General features: G+C 67.1%; 9 protein-coding genes. 5 read left to right on the top strand and 4 right to left on the bottom strand.

Translation table 11 applies throughout. From position 1 onward, the window contains the following. Nucleotides 1-228: 228 nt before the first annotated feature. Nucleotides 229-2274 (bottom strand): methyl-accepting chemotaxis protein, encoded by a 2046-nt coding sequence (locus T8K17_RS25090; RefSeq protein WP_322332441.1) that lies wholly within the window; start codon nucleotides 2272-2274, stop codon nucleotides 229-231. A 265-nt stretch (nucleotides 2275-2539) separates the two neighbouring features. Here T8K17_RS25090 and T8K17_RS25085 point away from each other — a divergent pair, with 265 nt between their 5' ends. From T8K17_RS25085 to T8K17_RS25075, 3 genes are all read left to right on the top strand, one after another. After that, nucleotides 2540-3703: a phosphoserine transaminase gene (locus tag T8K17_RS25085; RefSeq protein WP_416153159.1), complete on the top strand. Its 1164-nt coding sequence runs from the start codon at nucleotides 2540-2542 to the stop codon at nucleotides 3701-3703. Nucleotides 3704-3885: 182 nt separating this feature from the next. Next, complete coding sequence (gene serA / locus T8K17_RS25080; protein ID WP_322332439.1) at nucleotides 3886-5463, top strand: phosphoglycerate dehydrogenase; 1578 nt, start codon at nucleotides 3886-3888, stop codon at nucleotides 5461-5463. Between the two features lie 305 nt (nucleotides 5464-5768). Continuing rightward, nucleotides 5769-10976: an Ig-like domain-containing protein gene (locus tag T8K17_RS25075; RefSeq protein WP_322332438.1), complete on the top strand. Its 5208-nt coding sequence runs from the start codon at nucleotides 5769-5771 to the stop codon at nucleotides 10974-10976. 16 nt (nucleotides 10977-10992) lie between these two features. Here the strand turns inward: T8K17_RS25075 and T8K17_RS25070 are convergent, their stop codons facing one another. Then, a complete protein-coding gene (locus T8K17_RS25070; protein ID WP_322332437.1) occupies nucleotides 10993-11397 on the bottom strand; it encodes a hypothetical protein in 405 nt (134 codons plus the stop codon). On the opposite strand from T8K17_RS25070, the gene T8K17_RS25065 reads away from it, so the two are divergent. Then, nucleotides 11396-12436 carry an RluA family pseudouridine synthase gene (locus T8K17_RS25065; protein WP_322332436.1) on the top strand — a complete coding sequence of 347 codons (1041 nt, stop codon included), beginning with the start codon at nucleotides 11396-11398 and terminating at the stop codon, nucleotides 12434-12436. The two genes, T8K17_RS25070 and T8K17_RS25065, sit on opposite strands and share 2 nt — an antisense overlap. A 120-nt stretch (nucleotides 12437-12556) precedes the next feature. Next, entirely contained in the window at nucleotides 12557-13456 is a 900-nt protein-coding gene (gene rpoH / locus T8K17_RS25060) for an RNA polymerase sigma factor RpoH (protein WP_322332435.1), read from the top strand. Between the two features lie 140 nt (nucleotides 13457-13596). On the opposite strand, the gene T8K17_RS25055 is transcribed toward rpoH, so the two are convergent. Together T8K17_RS25055 and T8K17_RS25050 are read right to left on the bottom strand one after the other, a co-directional pair. Beyond that, the gene (locus tag T8K17_RS25055) at nucleotides 13597-14100 is read right to left on the bottom strand and encodes a hypothetical protein (protein WP_322332434.1); all 504 of its coding nucleotides are present in this window, start codon (nucleotides 14098-14100) and stop codon (nucleotides 13597-13599) included. Nucleotides 14101-14140: 40 nt separating this feature from the next. Then, entirely contained in the window at nucleotides 14141-16141 is a 2001-nt protein-coding gene (locus T8K17_RS25050) for a hypothetical protein (RefSeq protein WP_322332433.1), read from the bottom strand. Nucleotides 16142-16223 lie beyond the last annotated feature (82 nt).

The following is a 16223-nucleotide window of genomic DNA, read 5'->3' as shown; positions in this document are numbered from 1 at the left end:
GTGTCCCCAGTTCATTCAGCCCCTCCTTTGATGGAGTTTCTTTGGAGGGCGAAGCGTGCGGGCATTCGGCCGGCGAGTCCAGAGAGCTTTTTCGCAGGTGCGGTATAAGCTTGCCCCGATCGACGGCGTCTTCGCGCACTCTCGGCTCGCAGGGTCCGGGCGTCGTCGTCGGGGGCGGCGGCGGGCCGGGGCGAGAGCCGGTCGCCGCGGCGACCGGCTTGCGGGCCGTCAGGCCGCCTTGACGTCGGTCAGGAAGCGCGAGATCTGCGAGCGCAGGCTCTCGCTCTGCTGGCTGACGTCGTTGCTGGCGGCGCGAACCTGGACTGCGGCGGAACTGGTTTCCTGCGCGCCGGCCTTCAGGGCGACGACGTTCTCCGCTACCCCCTGGGTGCCCCGGGCGGCGTCTTGGACGCTACGGCCGATCTCCTGGGTCGCGGAAGACTGCTCCTCCATGGCGACGGCGACGACGGCGGAGATCTCGTCCAGGCGCACGACGGTCTCCGAGATGTGCCGGATGGCCTCGGCCGCGCGGATCGATTCCTCCTGGATCAGTGCGATCTTGTCGGCGATGTCGACGGTGGCCTTGCCGGTTTGCTCGGCCAGGGTCTTCACCTCGGTGGCGACCACGGCGAAGCCCTTGCCCGCATCGCCGGCCCGCGCCGCCTCGATCGTGGCGTTCAGCGCGAGCAGGTTGGTCTGGTCGGCGATGGCGCGGATCAGTTCGATGATCTGGCCGACCTCCAGTGTGGCGGTCTCCAGGCTCTTCACGGTCCGGTCGGTGTCCTGCGCCCGGTCGGACGCCTCCTTGGCGATCTGCGTCGCCCGGCTCACCTGGCTGTTGATCTCGACGATCGAGGCGGCCAGTTCCTCGGTGGCGGAGGCCACGGTCTGCACGTTGGCACTCGCCTCCTCGGAGGCATCGCTCACCGTGACTGAGCGGGCCATCGTGTTCTCGGCGATGCCGGACATGGAGTGGGCGGCGGCATCCAGTTCGGTGGTGGCGCTCGAGACAGTCTGAAGCATGCCCTGGACCGCGCCCTCGAAGGCGGCCGTCAGTTCGTCCAGGCGCTTGGTGCGGGCCTCGCGGCGGACCTGCTCCGCACGCTGCTCGGCGGCCATCGCGTCGTTCTGGATCATCTTCTCCTTGAAGTAGAGAACCGCCTCGGCCATCTGGCCCACTTCGTCCTGGCGGGCGGTGCCGGGAACCTGCACCTCAAGATCGTGCTCGGCGAGCCGGCCCATGACTCCGGTTAGCTGGGTGATCGGGCGGGAAATACCGCGACCGATGACGATGGCGATGCCGACGCCGAGCAGGAAGCTGGCGATGCTGACGACCGCGACCTCGATCTCGGTCAGCCGGATCTGCCCCAGAACGTCCTGCTCGATCTGCGCCTCGATGGCGCCGGCGGTCTCCAGGAACGAGCCGGTATTCTGGGCGATCGACGCGGCCCGTTCGGTCATCTGGCCCTCGACCAGGGTGCGGATCGCGACCTCGTCGGTATGGGCCTGGCGCAGGGCGGTGCGATACTGCTCGAACAGCGACCGCACCTCGGCGAGCAACATCTTCGCCCGATCGGTGGCGACCACCGTCTCGAGCTTGCCGAGCGCGGCGGCGGATTTGGTCAGTTCCTCATCGACCTTCGGACCGATGGTGGTGTCCTTGCGCCCGACAAGGGTGTTTGAAAGGAGCTGGAGCAGCAGCACATGCTCGCGCGCCTTGCCGGTCAGGATGGCCGAGGGGAGGTCGCCGTCGGCGAGGAAGTCGGTCTGGATGGCATCGAGATCCTCGACCAGCTTCGCGCCGGCCGGGGTCATTTTCTCCGCGACCAGCATCTTGAATTCGCGTTCCAGGTCGGCCGCATGGTCGAATTCCTGAAGATAGGCGGCAAGCGTGGTCTCGATGACATCGATCCGCTCGGCGAGCTGCTGCTCGATCTTCATCGCGCGCAGAGCGCCGATATCCTCATGGATCAGCGCTGCGATCGCGCGGACCCGTTTGGCGTCGGCGTCCTTACCTTTGCTGGCGAATTCACGGGCATGGGTGTTGAGGCGGGCGAAGCGGGCCTCGATGCTGCCCGCGAGTTCGGCCTCCCGGGCGACCCGGGCGAAATGGTGCACGTCGGAGGAAACGCCGATCAGATTGGCATAGGTCAACATCGCTCCCGCCACGAAGACGGCGATAACCGCGGCGAACCCGAACAGCATGCGGGCCAGAAGGGTGCGATGGGGACGGACTTTACGCGGCGCCGCCATCGTCTCGTTTACCGGAGCCATATTCGACCTCCATGGGGTTGGGACGTCCCTTAATCGCCTCGGTGGCCTCCGCCCGATATCCCCAATCGGGGAGTGGAGCCGGAAGAAGCGACAGGCGGATTCAACCGCGGTGCGCGGTCGCAGGAGGGCTGGGTATCGGCATGGCGTGGGTGATTTGGCTCCATCCCGGCAGGCGGTCTCGGCCGTTGACAGAGGGGCAAAGGACACTAATGTCCGCTGCGGGCCGTCGCTCCCCAACGAGCGATAACATTGAAGGATGACGCCAATGAAGCCGCAGCAGCTGCCGCGGGTACCATTGTTCTCGTCCGGACCGTGTGCAAAGCGACCCGGATGGGGCCCCGCTATACTTTCCGACGCCGCCCTGGGGCGGTCTCACCGTTCCAAGATCGGTAAAGCCAAACTCGGCGACGTGATCGACCGGTCGCGCAAGATCCTGGGCATTCCCGACGACTACCGCATCGGCATCGTGCCGGCCTCCGATACCGGGGCCGTGGAGATGGTGCTGTGGTCCATGCTCGGCGCCCGCGGCGTGGACATGCTGGCCTGGGAAAGCTTCGGCGCCGGCTGGGTCGCCGACGTGACCAAGCAGCTCAAGCTCGACGACGTGCGCGTTCTGGAAGCCCCGTATGGCGAGATCGTGGATCTGGCCGAGGTCGATTTCTCCCGCGACGTGGTCTTCACCTGGAACGGCACGACCTCGGGCGTCCGCGTCCCGAACGGCGACTGGATTCCGTCCGATCGCGATGGGCTGACCATTTGCGACGCCACCTCTGCGGCCTTCGCCATGGACCTGGCCTGGGACAAGCTCGATGTGGTCACCTGGTCCTGGCAGAAGGTGCTGGGCGGCGAGGCGGCCCACGGCATGCTCGTGCTGAGCCCGCGGGCGGTCGAGCGGCTGGAGAGCTATACCCCGCCCTGGCCGATGCCCAAGTTGTTCCGCATGACCAAGGGCGGCAAGCTCAACGAAGGCATCTTCAAGGGCGAGACCATCAACACCCCGTCCATGCTGGCGGTGGAAGACGCGATCGACACCCTGGCCTGGGCCGAGGAGATCGGTGGGCTGCCGGCGCTGATGCAGCGCTGCGAGTCGAACCTCGCCGCGATCGAAGAATGGGCGGCGGGTTCCGGCTGGGCCGGGTTCCTGGCGGCCGACAAGTCGATCCGGTCCTGCACCTCAATCTGCCTGTCGATCGTCGATCCGGCGTTCCAGTCCCTGTCCGACGAGGACCAGGCGGCGGCCGCCAAGAAGATCGCGACGCTGGTGGAGGCCGAAGGGGCCGGCTACGACATCGCCGGCTATCGCGACGCCCCTCCGGGTCTGCGAATCTGGGGCGGAGCGACGGTGCAGACGGCCGATATCGAGGCGCTGCTTCCCTGGCTCGACTGGGCCTGGGGCGAGGTGAAGTCCGAGCTCGCGAAGGCGGCTTAGGGCATCTCCCGCTCCGTCTCAGCCACTGGGTCCCGGCCCGGCCGGGATGGCTTCGGTAGACCATTCTCACGACGTCATCCTGGGAGACCCCCGACATGATCCGGGGGCTGCCCGGGACCCAGCGGCCTTCCTCAAATCCTGAGGTTCGGCAGAGCGCCGTGACCTTTCAATGGGAGACCCCCATGCCCAAGGTTCTGATTTCCGACAAGCTCAGCGAGCAGGCGGTTGAGATCTTCCGCGCCCGCGGCATCGACACCGACTTCCGCCCCGGCCTGTCGGCCGACGAGCTGCTGTCCGTTATCGGCGAATACGACGGTCTGGCCGTCCGCTCCGCCACCAAGGTCACCGCCGAGGTGCTGGCCACGGCGACCAACCTGAAGGTCGTCGGCCGCGCCGGTATCGGCGTCGATAATGTGGATACCAAGGCTGCGACCGAGCATGGCGTGGTCGTCATGAACACCCCGTTCGGCAATGCCGTCACCACGGCCGAGCACGCCATCGCGATGATGTTCGCACTCGCCCGCCAGATCCCCCAGGCCAATGCCTCCACCCAGGCCGGCAAGTGGGAGAAGTCCAAGTTCATGGGCGTCGAGCTGACCGGCAAGACGCTGGGACTGGTCGGCTGCGGCAATATCGGCTCCATCGTCGCCGATCGGGCCCGTGGCCTGCGCATGCGGGTGCTGGCCTACGATCCCTACCTGTCCGAGCAGAAGGCGGTCGAACTGGGGGTCCGCAAGGTCGACCTGGAGGACCTGTTCGCCGAGGCGGACATCATCACCCTGCACACCCCGCTGACCGACAGCACCCGCGGCATCATCGATGCCGAGGCGCTGGGCAAGATGAAGAAGGGCGTGCGGATCGTGAACTGCGCCCGCGGCGGTCTGGTGGTCGAAGAGGATCTTCGCACCGCCCTCGACAGCGGTCATGTGGCCGGAGCCGCCTTCGACGTGTTCGTCACCGAACCGGCGACCGAGAACGTGCTGTTCGGTCATCCCAACGTGGTCTGTACCCCGCATCTGGGCGCCGCGACCTCGGAGGCCCAGGAGAAGGTGGCACTGCAGATCGCCGAGCAGATGAGCGACTACCTGCTGACCGGCGCCGTCAGCAACGCCATCAACGTGCCCTCGGTCACCGCGGAGGAAGCGCCGATCCTGCGGCCGTATATGCGGCTGGCGGAACTCATGGGGTCGTTCTGCGGCCAGCTCAACCGCTCGGCCATCCGCTCGATCCAGATCGAGCTGGAGGGCCACGCGGCGGGGCTGAACGCCGATCCGATCAAGGCGGCGGCGATCACCGGTGTCCTGCGCTCCCAGGTCGACAGTGTGAACATGGTCAACGCTCCGACCATGGCGAGCCAGCGCGGCATCGATATCAGCGTGACCCGTCACGACCGCGAGGCCGACTACCAGACCCTGCTGCGTGTCACCCTCACCACGGAGACCCGCACCCGCGAGGTGGTCGGAACCCTGATCGGCGGCGACAAGCCCCGACTGGTCGGCGTACAGGGGATCGGCGTGGAGGCCGACTTCGCCCCGCGCATGCTGTATGTCCGCAATTACGACAAGCCGGGCTTTATCGGCGCGCTGGGCTCCATGCTGGGAGAGGCAGGGGTGAACATCGCCACTTTCCATCTGGGCCGGCGCGAGTCCGGCGGAGAGGCGATCGCCCTGGTCGAGGTGGACCAGGAGATCGACGAGGCCGTGCTGGGGGCGGTGAAGGCGCTGCCCCATGTCGTCCGGGTGGACGCCCTGAGCTTCTGAGTATCCTGAGAGATCGATCGTCTCCACCGCAGGCGCATCCGGCGCCTGCGGTGGCTTCGTCATGGGCGCCAGACGGTCTCTCTGTCTCTGCCTTGCTATTGAGACTCCGAGAAGTCGTCGTCTTGAGAATAGCAGAATATTCAGTCGGCAATCAGGTCTGAGTAATAAAATATTCTAATTGAGAGAGTAACGTCTTAAAAATCTACCCTTGAGAATGTTGTTAATTTGATATTCTACTATAGAGCATAGCGCGACTCGGCCCCGGTTTCCCGATTTGAGGGAATCGGAAACAAGGCGGACGCCCCATGGATGCTCGACGACGACTGACTGGTCCATCGTTTGACACGCCCGGCCGACCGGAGCGCAACACCCGTGCGGCGCTCTCGATTTTCCGAAAGCGGCGTTGCCCTAATAATCTGAAAAGAAGAGAAACTTCTCTGCGGGAAATCCTCTTCGTCGATCTCGCGGTCGGCAGAGCAGTTCTTCTCCTGAAGGGGGTGCGGCCGGGAATCGAGGTGGTCTATCTGCCGGCCGATGGAAACGCGTTGGCGGCTATGGCTGCGGCAATTACCGGGGGAGCACCCGTCAAAGCGCTGCACATCCTGTCTCACGGCGGGCCGGGCTCGCTTAGGTTGTGCGGCGGAAACCTGGATGTGGCCGGCCTGAAGGCGTCGGGCCGGCACGCGGGCATCGTTCGCTCGGGCCTGGCAGAGGGCGCCGAAGTCCTTCTTTACGGCTGTTCGGTCGCCGCCGGGAAGCCGGGCGCGGCTTTCGTCGCGGAGCTGGAAGCGACGTTCGGCTGCACCGTTCGGGCCTCCGACCGGCCGGTGGGCGGCGTGGAGATGGGCGGTTCCTGGCCCGAGGTCGCACGGGTTCCCTTGGCATTCGGCGCAGAGGTGCGGGCCGCCTATCCGGCACGTCTCGCCACCCAGCCATATTCCGACATGGCCCTGTTCCGGTGCTATCCCCGGCTGATTCACTACGAGGAAGGCGTCGTCAGCATCCGTTTCGGTATGCCCGGAGAGCATGCCGACACGACACCCAACACCCAATCTTCCGATGAGGACGTGGTCTGGAGCTCGCAGGTCTCCAGGTCGACAATCCAGGCGATCCTGGCCCATCAGCCCCCCGACTGGCCGATGGAAATGGCGCGTGTCCGGAGCCGCTTCACGCCAGACGAAGCGGACGATCGGGGTCGGATTGAGGAAAGGGGGATGGCGGAAGACCCTTTGCCCAGCGTAGCGCTCGCCAACGACACCTACGCCCTTCCGGCCTTCAGTGTGGACGTGACCCCGCCCCGGACGCTGGGTCCGCCTGATCTCGTGGCGACAAGTGATCTGGGCCTTTCATCGACCGACAACATCACGAGCTCGGTCACACCGGAATTCACCGGGTCGGCCGTGAGCGGCGATATCGTCAGCATCCTTGTCGGCGGGGTGACTGCCGGCACCGTCACCGCCGTCGACGGTTCCTGGACCTTCGTCCATTCCCTGACGGCCGGATCCTACGCGATCTCCGTCCACGCGACAGACGCGGCCGGCAATGTGGGGGCCACATCGTCCGCCCTTGGCCTGACGATTGACACCTCCGCACCTGGACCGGCTCAACAACCGGATCTTCTTCCCACCAGCGATTCTGGAGCCAGCAATACCGACAACATCACCAGTCGATCTCAGCCGTCGGTTGTCGGTATTGGCGGGTTGCCAGACGCCCTCGTCCACATCCTCGTAGATGGCGTGACCGCCGGAAGTGCGGCGGTTAACGGCGCCGGGCGGTGGACCTATACGTTCGACGAGCCGATTGCCGACGGGGCGCATGTGATCACCGCCGTGGCCAGCGATATCGCCGGAAACGACGCGGCGCCCAGCGGCGGATTGGCGGTGGTGGTCGATACAACCGCTCCCGCTCTGTCCGCGCCGGATCTGGCGTCGGCCTCGGACTCCGGCGTCTCGCCGTCCGACAACGTCACGAACTCTCCGACGCAGCAGCTGACCGGTACCGCTTCCGACGGGGACAGGATCAGCATCATGGTCTCTGGGTGGACGGTCCAGACGGTGACCGCCGAGGACGGGGTCTGGTCCTCCACGCATACCTTCGGCGAAGGCGTCCATTCCGTCTCGGTTCAGGGCAAAGACCTGGCAGGCAATCTCGGCGCACCGTCCCCCGCTTTGGTCCTTACGGTGGACGCGACGGCGCCGGCTGTTCTTGCCGCACCGGACCTGCTGGCGATCAGCGACACCGGGCTCTCCGACCAGGACAACGTCACCCGGTCGACAATCCAGCGTCTGGCCGGCGCTGCCGCGGACGGCGATATCGTCAGCATCCTCGTCGACGGGGTGACGGCGGGCACCGTGACCGCCTTGGACGGATCCTGGAGTGCCACACAAAACCTGGGGGAGGGAACGTACGAGATCGCCGTTCAGGCCACCGACCGTGCGGGAAATGTCGGCCAGGTCTCCGACGCGCTGACCCTGACGGTCGATACCACCGCCCCCTCCACTGCACCCGTCCGGCCCGATCTTCTGGCCGAGAGCGACAGCGGGGCCAGCGCCGTGGACGATGTGACCCGTATCGCGCGGCCCACCCTCACCGGGGCGGGGGCCGGTCCTGATGCCACTGTGCGCATCCTCCTGGACGGCACGGGGATCGGCACGGCGGTGGCGACTGGGAGCGGGGAATGGACGTTCACGGTTCCAGACGCCCTGCCCGACGGAGTTCACGCCATCACCGCGGTATCGGAAGATGCGGCGGGAAATCAGAGCCCGGTCAGTCCACCCCTCTCGCTCACGGTCGATACCGGCGTCGTCGCGCCGGATCGGCCGACGTTGGCGACCGCCAGCGACAGCGGAGCCAGCAGCCAGGACGCCGTGACCGCCGTCGCCAGACCGACGGTCCATGGCAGCGGGGCGGAGGCCGGCGCCTCCATCGACATCCACGATGACGGCGTGTCCGTTGGCAGTGTGACGGCCTCGGCCGACGGCACCTGGAGCTACACCTTTGCCGGCGCCCTGTCTGAGGGACTGAATGCCATCACGGTCGTCCAGGCCGATCTCGCCGGAAATGTCAGCGTCGCATCGGCCCCCTTGGATATCACGCTGGACACCACGGCGCCGGCCGCTCTGGCCGCGCCGGATCTGGCAGCCGGGACGGATACGGGCGTCTCCGCCACAGACAACACGACCGCGTCTGCGTCCCAGACCTTTACGGGCGCCGCTTCCGACGGAGACCGGGTGCACCTGATCGTCGATGGGGCAACGGTCTCCACGGTCGCCGCAAGCAGCGGGTCGTGGACCGTCACCGAGACTCTGGCGGAAGGCAGCCATGACGTGACGGTCGGCGTCACCGACGCGGCGGGCAATGACGGACCTCTTTCCGCCGCGCTGCGCGTGACGGTGGATAGAACGGCCCCCCCGGCTGCCGGCGCTCCGGACCTGGATGCGTCCAGCGACCACGGTGTCAGCAGCACGGACAACCTCACCAACACGGCGACCCCAACCTTCTCGGGGCAGGGGGCCGTTCCCGGCGGGGCTGTGCAGATTCGTGTCGGCGGCGCCACGGTCGGATCGGCAGTCGCGGATGCGACCGGCGCGTGGCGTGCCACGGTCTCCGACCCGCTGCCTGCCGGATCCCATGCCGTCACCGTCGTCGCCGAGGATATCGCGGGCAATGAAGCCCCTGCCAGCGCCACGCTCGACATCCAGATCGACCTTATCGCTCCGGCCGCGCCGGGCGTGATCGCCGTTCCCGACCTGATTGCGTCCAACGATGACGGGGCCAGCAGCACGGACAATGTGACGTCCGTGACGACGCCGACCTTCGTCGGATCAGGCGTCACTGCGTCCGCCGCGCACGCCCTGCTGGCGAACGGCGTGATCGTCGGCTCCTTCGTCAGCGAGGCGGACGGAACCTATACGGTCACCGCAGGCGCCCTGGCGCCGGGCAGCTATGGCATCACCGTCCGGGAACTGGATCCCGCTGGAAACGCCTCGGCCGACTCGCCGACGCTCGCCCTGACCATCGCGGCCCCGCCCGGCGCCGGCGACGGGTCGCCGGGCGGTGGCGGCGGCGGCGCGTCTCCCACCCCGGCGGCCCCGTCGACGCCCACCACCTCCGTCCCGGCCACCACCACGACAACGACCGTCACCACGACGACCAGCACCGGGGGTACGGTCACCACCCAGACCCAGACAATCCAGAATCCATCGACTACCGCAACGGCATCCGCCGCCATCGTGCAGGGCTCCGCCGCCGCCGGAACTGGGGTCACCGCCACGCTGCCGGCTCAGACCTCGATCGTGGCCGAAGGGCCGAGCGCTTCCCAGACGCCCTCCGACGCGCTGTCCACCCTCATCGCCGCCGTGGACGCCCGACAGCCGGGGAGCGGCGCGGGGGTCATCTCGGGGTTGAGGACCTTCTTCGGTCACCTGGCCCCCGGTGCGACCCTCGATGTGCGAACCCTGGTGCCGACGACGTCCGCGGCCAGCCTGTCGACGCCGATCGTCATCTCCGGCTCCGCCTCGGGGACCGGCAGTGGGTCGTCCGAAGCCTTCGTCATCGACGTTCGCTCCCTGCCGACGGGATCGACCGTCCAATTGGACAACATCGAATTTGCCAGCATCATCGGCTCGGCCACCGTGAACGGCGGCAGCGGAAACAATTTCGCCACGGGGGATAGCGCCTCCCAGTTCATCTCACTGGGTGAGGGCGACGACACCCTGCTCGGCGGCGACGGCGACGATACGATCGGGTCGGGCGCTGGCGACGACAGCCTCGACGGCGAAGGCGGGAACGATGGGGTGTTCGGCGGCGAGGGGAGCGACACGGTGATCGGCAGCGGCGGCGCCGACGTGGTCTACGGCAACCAGCAGGCCGACATCCTGTACGGCAACCGGGACAGCGACACCTTGTTCGGCGGTCAGGATGCCGACGCGCTCTTCGGCGGGCGGGAGGACGACATTCTCTACGGCAACTTCGCCAATGACAGCCTCTCGGGACAGGTCGGGAACGACACGCTGTTCGGCGGCCAGGGGGACGACCTGATCCAGGGGGGCGTCGGGGACGACCGGCTGGTCGGCAACCGACACGACGACACCCTGTCCGGCGGCACCGGCGACGACCGTCTCTCCGGCGGCGACGGCGACGATGCGCTGTATGGCGGGCCGGCCGGCGGCGCCGCCGGTATCGACGTCCTGGACGGCGGAAACGGCAATGACGTTCTGTCCGGTGGCCAGGGCGTGGACTGGATCTATACGGGCTCGGGCCGGGACACGGTCTATGTGGGCGCGTCCAACGGGTACGACGTCATCGTCGATTTCGACAGCGCGGCTGGCGATATCATCGTGATCGTGAGCAACGTCAACGGCTCGGGCCTGGTCGGTTTCGCTGCCCTACGCTCGGCCGCCAGCGACAATCCCGACGGTCACGTGGAGGTCGATCTCGGCAATAGCAACTTCATCCGGATCATGGGGCTGACGACGGCTCAACTCACCTCGGACATGTTCCAGTTCTTCTGACCGGATCCGGGCCGGGTCAACGGTTCTCCGGAACCAGCGTCAGCAGGCCGAGGCGGGCGCCGGTATCGGCGTCGAGCAGAAGGGCGGCGGTGTCGCCGCCGGACAGCGTCAGCCGGACGATCAGCCGGCGGCCGTCCGATTCCACCGCCACGACCCGAGACCCGGCGGGGATCGCGACGTCGAGGTCGCCCGGAGCTCCTAGGGCGGCGGTGACCGAAGAGGCGGTCGCTGGCCCGGCGGGCGCGACCGCGGCGCTCTCCTCACCCGCACCGGACAGCCGTTTGGCGATGGTGACGCCGATCACCGCCAGTCCGACCACGATCATGATACCCATGACGACACTGGCGATCTTAACGATCCCGAGATAGGGGACCTCGCGCCGCTTCTCGCCGGAGGGGCCTTCGCCTATGGTGCCGCTCATGAGCGATGATCCCATCCTGTCTGATCCCGACGACTTGGCGCCGGATGCCGAGTTACTGGTTGTCGATGCTTCCGGCGACGCCCTGGCGGCGGTACCGGCCGATCGGCTCGACCGCTGGCTGGCCGGGGCGGTCGAGCGTCTGGAAGACGCGCCGCTGCTGTCCAGATCCCGATTGAAGTCGTTGATTCAACAGGGAAATGTCAGCGACGGCCCGACGACGATAACCGACCCCTCGGCGGCGGTCAAACCGGGCGCGCAGTACCGCATCACCTTGCCGCCGCCGGAGGCGGCGGAGCCGGAGGGGCAGGATATCCCGCTGACGGTGGTGTTCGAGGATTCCGAGCTCATCGTGATCGACAAGCCGGCCGGGATGACGGTCCATCCGGCGCCCGGCTCGCCGCGCGACACGCTGGTGAACGCCCTGATCGCCCATTGCGGCGACAGCCTGTCCGGCATCGGCGGGGTGCGCCGGCCCGGTATCGTCCACCGCATCGACAAGGACACCTCCGGCCTGCTGGTCGTGGCCAAGACCGACCGGGCCCATTCGGCGCTGGCCGCGCGCTTCGCCGCCCATGACATCGACCGGGCCTATCGGGCGGTCTGCTTCGGCCACCCGGTTCCGCCGGCGGGAACCATCGACGCCCCGGTCGGCCGCCACCCCAGGGACCGCAAGCGCATGGCGGTGGTCGACGAGGCCAAGGGCCGCTATGCCGTCACCCATTACCGCTCGCTGGAGAGGCCGGACGGGGCGGCCCTGCTGGAATGCCGACTGGAGACGGGGCGGACCCACCAGATCCGGGTGCACCTGAGCCATATCGGCCATCCGCTCATCGGCGACCCGATCTACGGCCGCGGACACGGCGCCCGGGTGTCGCGCATCCCGTCCGGGGCCCGCGAGGCCGTGCGTCATTTTCCGCGCCAGGCGCTGCATGCGGCGGTGCTGGGGTTCGAGCACCCGGTAACCGGCGAGCCGCTCAGCTTCGAAAGCCCGCTGCCGGACGATCTCATCACGCTTCTGAGAGCGCTCAAGCATAGCTGACGCTTTGCCTTCAAATTGCCATCTGGAACCCTAAATATAGCGTCTGCGGGAACGAGCCCTCGTGCCCGCGGCTTTCTAAAAAGCGACTTGGACTAGAAGAGCGAACCAGAAGGACACCGCATGGCGTCGAGCGGCAATACACTGCCCACCATCAGCGTCGAAGGCAATCTGTCGCGGTATCTCCAGGAGATCCGCAAGTTTCCCATGCTCGAGCCGGAGGAGGAGTACATCCTCGCCAAGAACTGGCGCGAGCAGGGCGACACCGACGCGGCCCACAAGCTGGTCACCAGCCACCTGCGTCTTGTGGCCAAGATCGCCATGGGCTATCGCGGCTACGGCCTGCCGGTCGCCGAGCTGATCTCCGAGGGCAATGTCGGCATGATGCAGGCGGTAAAGCGCTTCGATCCGGAGCGCGGCTTCCGTCTGGCCACCTATGCCATGTGGTGGATCCGCGCTTCCATCCAGGAATACATCCTGCACTCCTGGTCGCTGGTGAAGATGGGCACCACCGCGGCCCAGAAGAAGCTGTTCTTCAACCTGCGCAAGCTCAAGGGCCAGATGCAGGCCATCGAGGACGGCGACCTCTCCCCCGACAAGGTCACCGCCATCGCCGAGCGTCTGGACGTGACCGAGGCGGACGTCATCTCGATGAACCGCCGTCTGGCGAGCCCCGACCATTCCCTGAACGCGCCGCTGCGCATCGACGGCGAGGGCGAATGGCAGGATTGGCTGGTCGACGACGACCAGGTCAGCCAGGAGACCCGTCTGGCCGAGGACGAGGAACTGCAGAAGCGCCGCCTGCTTCTCAATTCCGCCATGGAGACCCTGAACGACCGCGAGCGGCATATTCTGACCGAGCGTCGGCTGCGCGACGATCCGACCACCCTGGAGGATCTGAGCCAGGAATACGGCATCAGCCGCGAGCGGGTCCGCCAGATCGAGGTGCGGGCCTTCGAGAAGCTGCAGAAGTCGATCAAGAACGCGGCGATGGAACAGAAGCTCCTGCAGGAGCGCGTCTGAAGCCCCGGAGCACATCACGATCAGATGGAAACATCCGATCGTGTGAATTTGCCCTATCTTGAAAGGGTTAGACGACGCTTTACGGTTCAGGTCGAGTCGATCTGGACCGATCGTGTTCCAAGGCGGGCGCGGCAGGGCTCCTACTCGCGCCCGCCCGCCCGGCGGCCGGCCTTCTTGCCGGCCTCCTCTTCGTCCTTGTCGTTGCTGCCCGCCACGCCGGGACCCCATTCCTCCACCAGATCGCGCTGACGCCGCCGCAATCGCTGCATCCGCTGGTCGGCGCGCATGGCGATGAACATGCCGACGATCCCCGGCGCCACGAAATAGATCGCCCAGCCGATCGCCGCCGCCCCGAACATGACCAGCCAGGTGAAGGGCGAGGCCATGATGGAGAAGGCATGCTCGTAGCTGTGGTCCCGGGTCCACAGCTCGACCATGAACGGCAGGACGCCCGTGAAGTTCATGCAGCCGACGCAGAGCGTGGCGTATTTCTCCCGGCGCCGGTCCGTCAGCATCGCGGCCATGGTCGGGATCATCCCGACCACCACCAGCATCATCGACGGAAGGAACAGCACCGCACCGACGGCGACGATGACGACCATGATCGTCCGGGTTGCGGCGGAACTGGCGGCGTTTGCGCTCATTGCGGGCTAGGGGTCCTGGGTCAGCGGAAAGTCGGGCAGGTTAGAACATGTACATGACGATGATGGCCGTGGAGCCCAGGCTGCCGACCACGCCGGAGGTGACGGCCGCCACCTGCTCGCCGAGCTCGGAGGCCATGTGCTCCCGGTTGTTCAGCTCCAGGGAGAGCTGCTCGATCTGCGCGCCGCAGTAGCGGTGTTCCTGCTGTGCCTGGGCATAGCCGTGCTGGTCGCGCTGGATCGCCTTCTGATCGGCGTAGATGGCCTGCAGTTCCAACAGCATCCCGGTCTCGGCGGCGCGGGCGACATTGGCCTCGATCGCCTTGCGCTGCTTCAGGTTGTGGAAGCTGTTGACTGCCGGCTCCATCAGCTCGGCGAACCAGGCCGCCAAGGTCGGCGCCGGACCGTTCTTGGCCATCGCTTGGATCCGGGCGAGCAGGGACAGGGCGGCCAGGATGTGGTCGGTGCCCCCGGGGGTGTTGTTCGACAGCGCCCGAAGATGCCGCTCGTCCACGTCGGTGGTGCGCGCGGCGGCGAAGGCGGCGATATGCCGGTCGACCGGCGTGCGCGGGCGGTCCCGCCCTTTGGACGCGCCCTCCAGGGCGGGCACCAGGCGGTCGATCGTGGTCACGAAGAACGGCTCGATCAGCGGCGACTGGCAGTGCAGGTTCTTGTTGAGCTCGTACAGAACCCGCTCGATCCCATAGCCGACGCCGACCATGCTCAGGGGGACCGGCAGCTTGTCGAAGAGGCCGTAGATCTCGGCCAGGTCGGAGCGGCTGCGGGTCTGCAGCGACATCCAGGCGCCGATGAACTTGCCGTTGATGAAGTCGGCGACCTTCTGGCGGATGTCCTCGCGGTCGAAACCGATGGCGAGCGCCGTGCCGACACCGTCCACGTGGGCGCTGAATCCCTTGTGCCGCAGCGGGGCGTTGGCATCGAGCGCCATGCAGGCGCGGGTGACCAGGCGGGGGTTTTCCGAATCCGGCGTCTTCGCCAGGATCTGCTGGCTGCCGAGCGTCTTGGTGATCGCGTCGGTGACCCGTTCGTCGGTCAGGCTGCGGCGGATCCAGTTGTCGAAATCCTGGCCGCGGACCACGTCGCCGGCGACCATCCAGTTGCGGCCCAGCGCCTCCGCCACCGACCGCACGTTGTCGTGGTCGCGACCGGCGATGGTGATCGGCCGCGCGGCCTTCGGCGGCAGCTTGGCCTGCTTCGGGGTCAGGCGCCGCCCGCCGATCCACAGCTCGACCTCGCGTACCGACCAGCGGTCCTTCGGGTCGTCGGCCAGCAGGCCGCGCAGCAGCTCGACCATGTTCATCTGGATGCGGTGGCCGGCAGTCAGCGCCGCATAGGAGCTGATCGCGATCTTCCGCTCGATGATCTCCGTCGGCGACCACTCGTGGACCGGATTGCGGCCGAGCAGCAGGAAGATGACGCAGACGCCGATGGCGTAGAGGTCGTCGCTGACGCCGCCGCGGCCGCGCGCCTCCGGATCGGCCATGCCCTGTTCCAGGGTCTCGCAGAAGACCGGGTTGTTGAGGCCCGGCGGTGCGGTGAACGCGTCGCCCAGGATGATGTGCCGCTTGGCGCTGTCGGAATAGAACAGGTTGTCCGGGCGGATCGCCCGATGCGGCACGCCGCGCGCCGACATGTCGCGCAGCACCCCCATGGCGGGGGTCAGGAAGTTGCGGGTGATGACGTCGTCGCTCATCGGCTGGATCGTGTCGGAGACCTTCGACGCGATACGGCCGCCCAGCGGCTTCTCGTAGACCACCGTCGCCAGCCGCCGGTTGAGCGGACGCCAGGTGACCACGCCCCATTCGACGAAGCGGATCAGCCCGTTGGTGACGAAACCCCGCATCGTCTCCAGATCGTCGTGCCGATGCGGGATCCGCGGGTCGCAGGCATAGGCGATGAGCTCGCCCTGGCTTTCCCGCCGGGCTCTCGCGGCATAGGCGGCCGCGTTCTGGATGTTGAACTCAGGGAGCGGGCGATCGGCGTCGATCTCGATCCGTTCCCTGAGGACGATTGGCTCCGCCACGTCAGGCTCCTCCAGCCGCGCGAATCAGGCTGCGCGGCCGAAGTCTAGCACGCGGTTCGGCGAGGTCGAAGGCCTGCACCGG

Origin of the sequence: Thalassobaculum sp. OXR-137 (assembly GCF_034377285.1) — a bacterium.
Taxonomy (GTDB): domain Bacteria; phylum Pseudomonadota; class Alphaproteobacteria; order Thalassobaculales; family Thalassobaculaceae; genus Thalassobaculum.
This window is presented reverse-complemented; position numbering and strand designations above follow the sequence as displayed.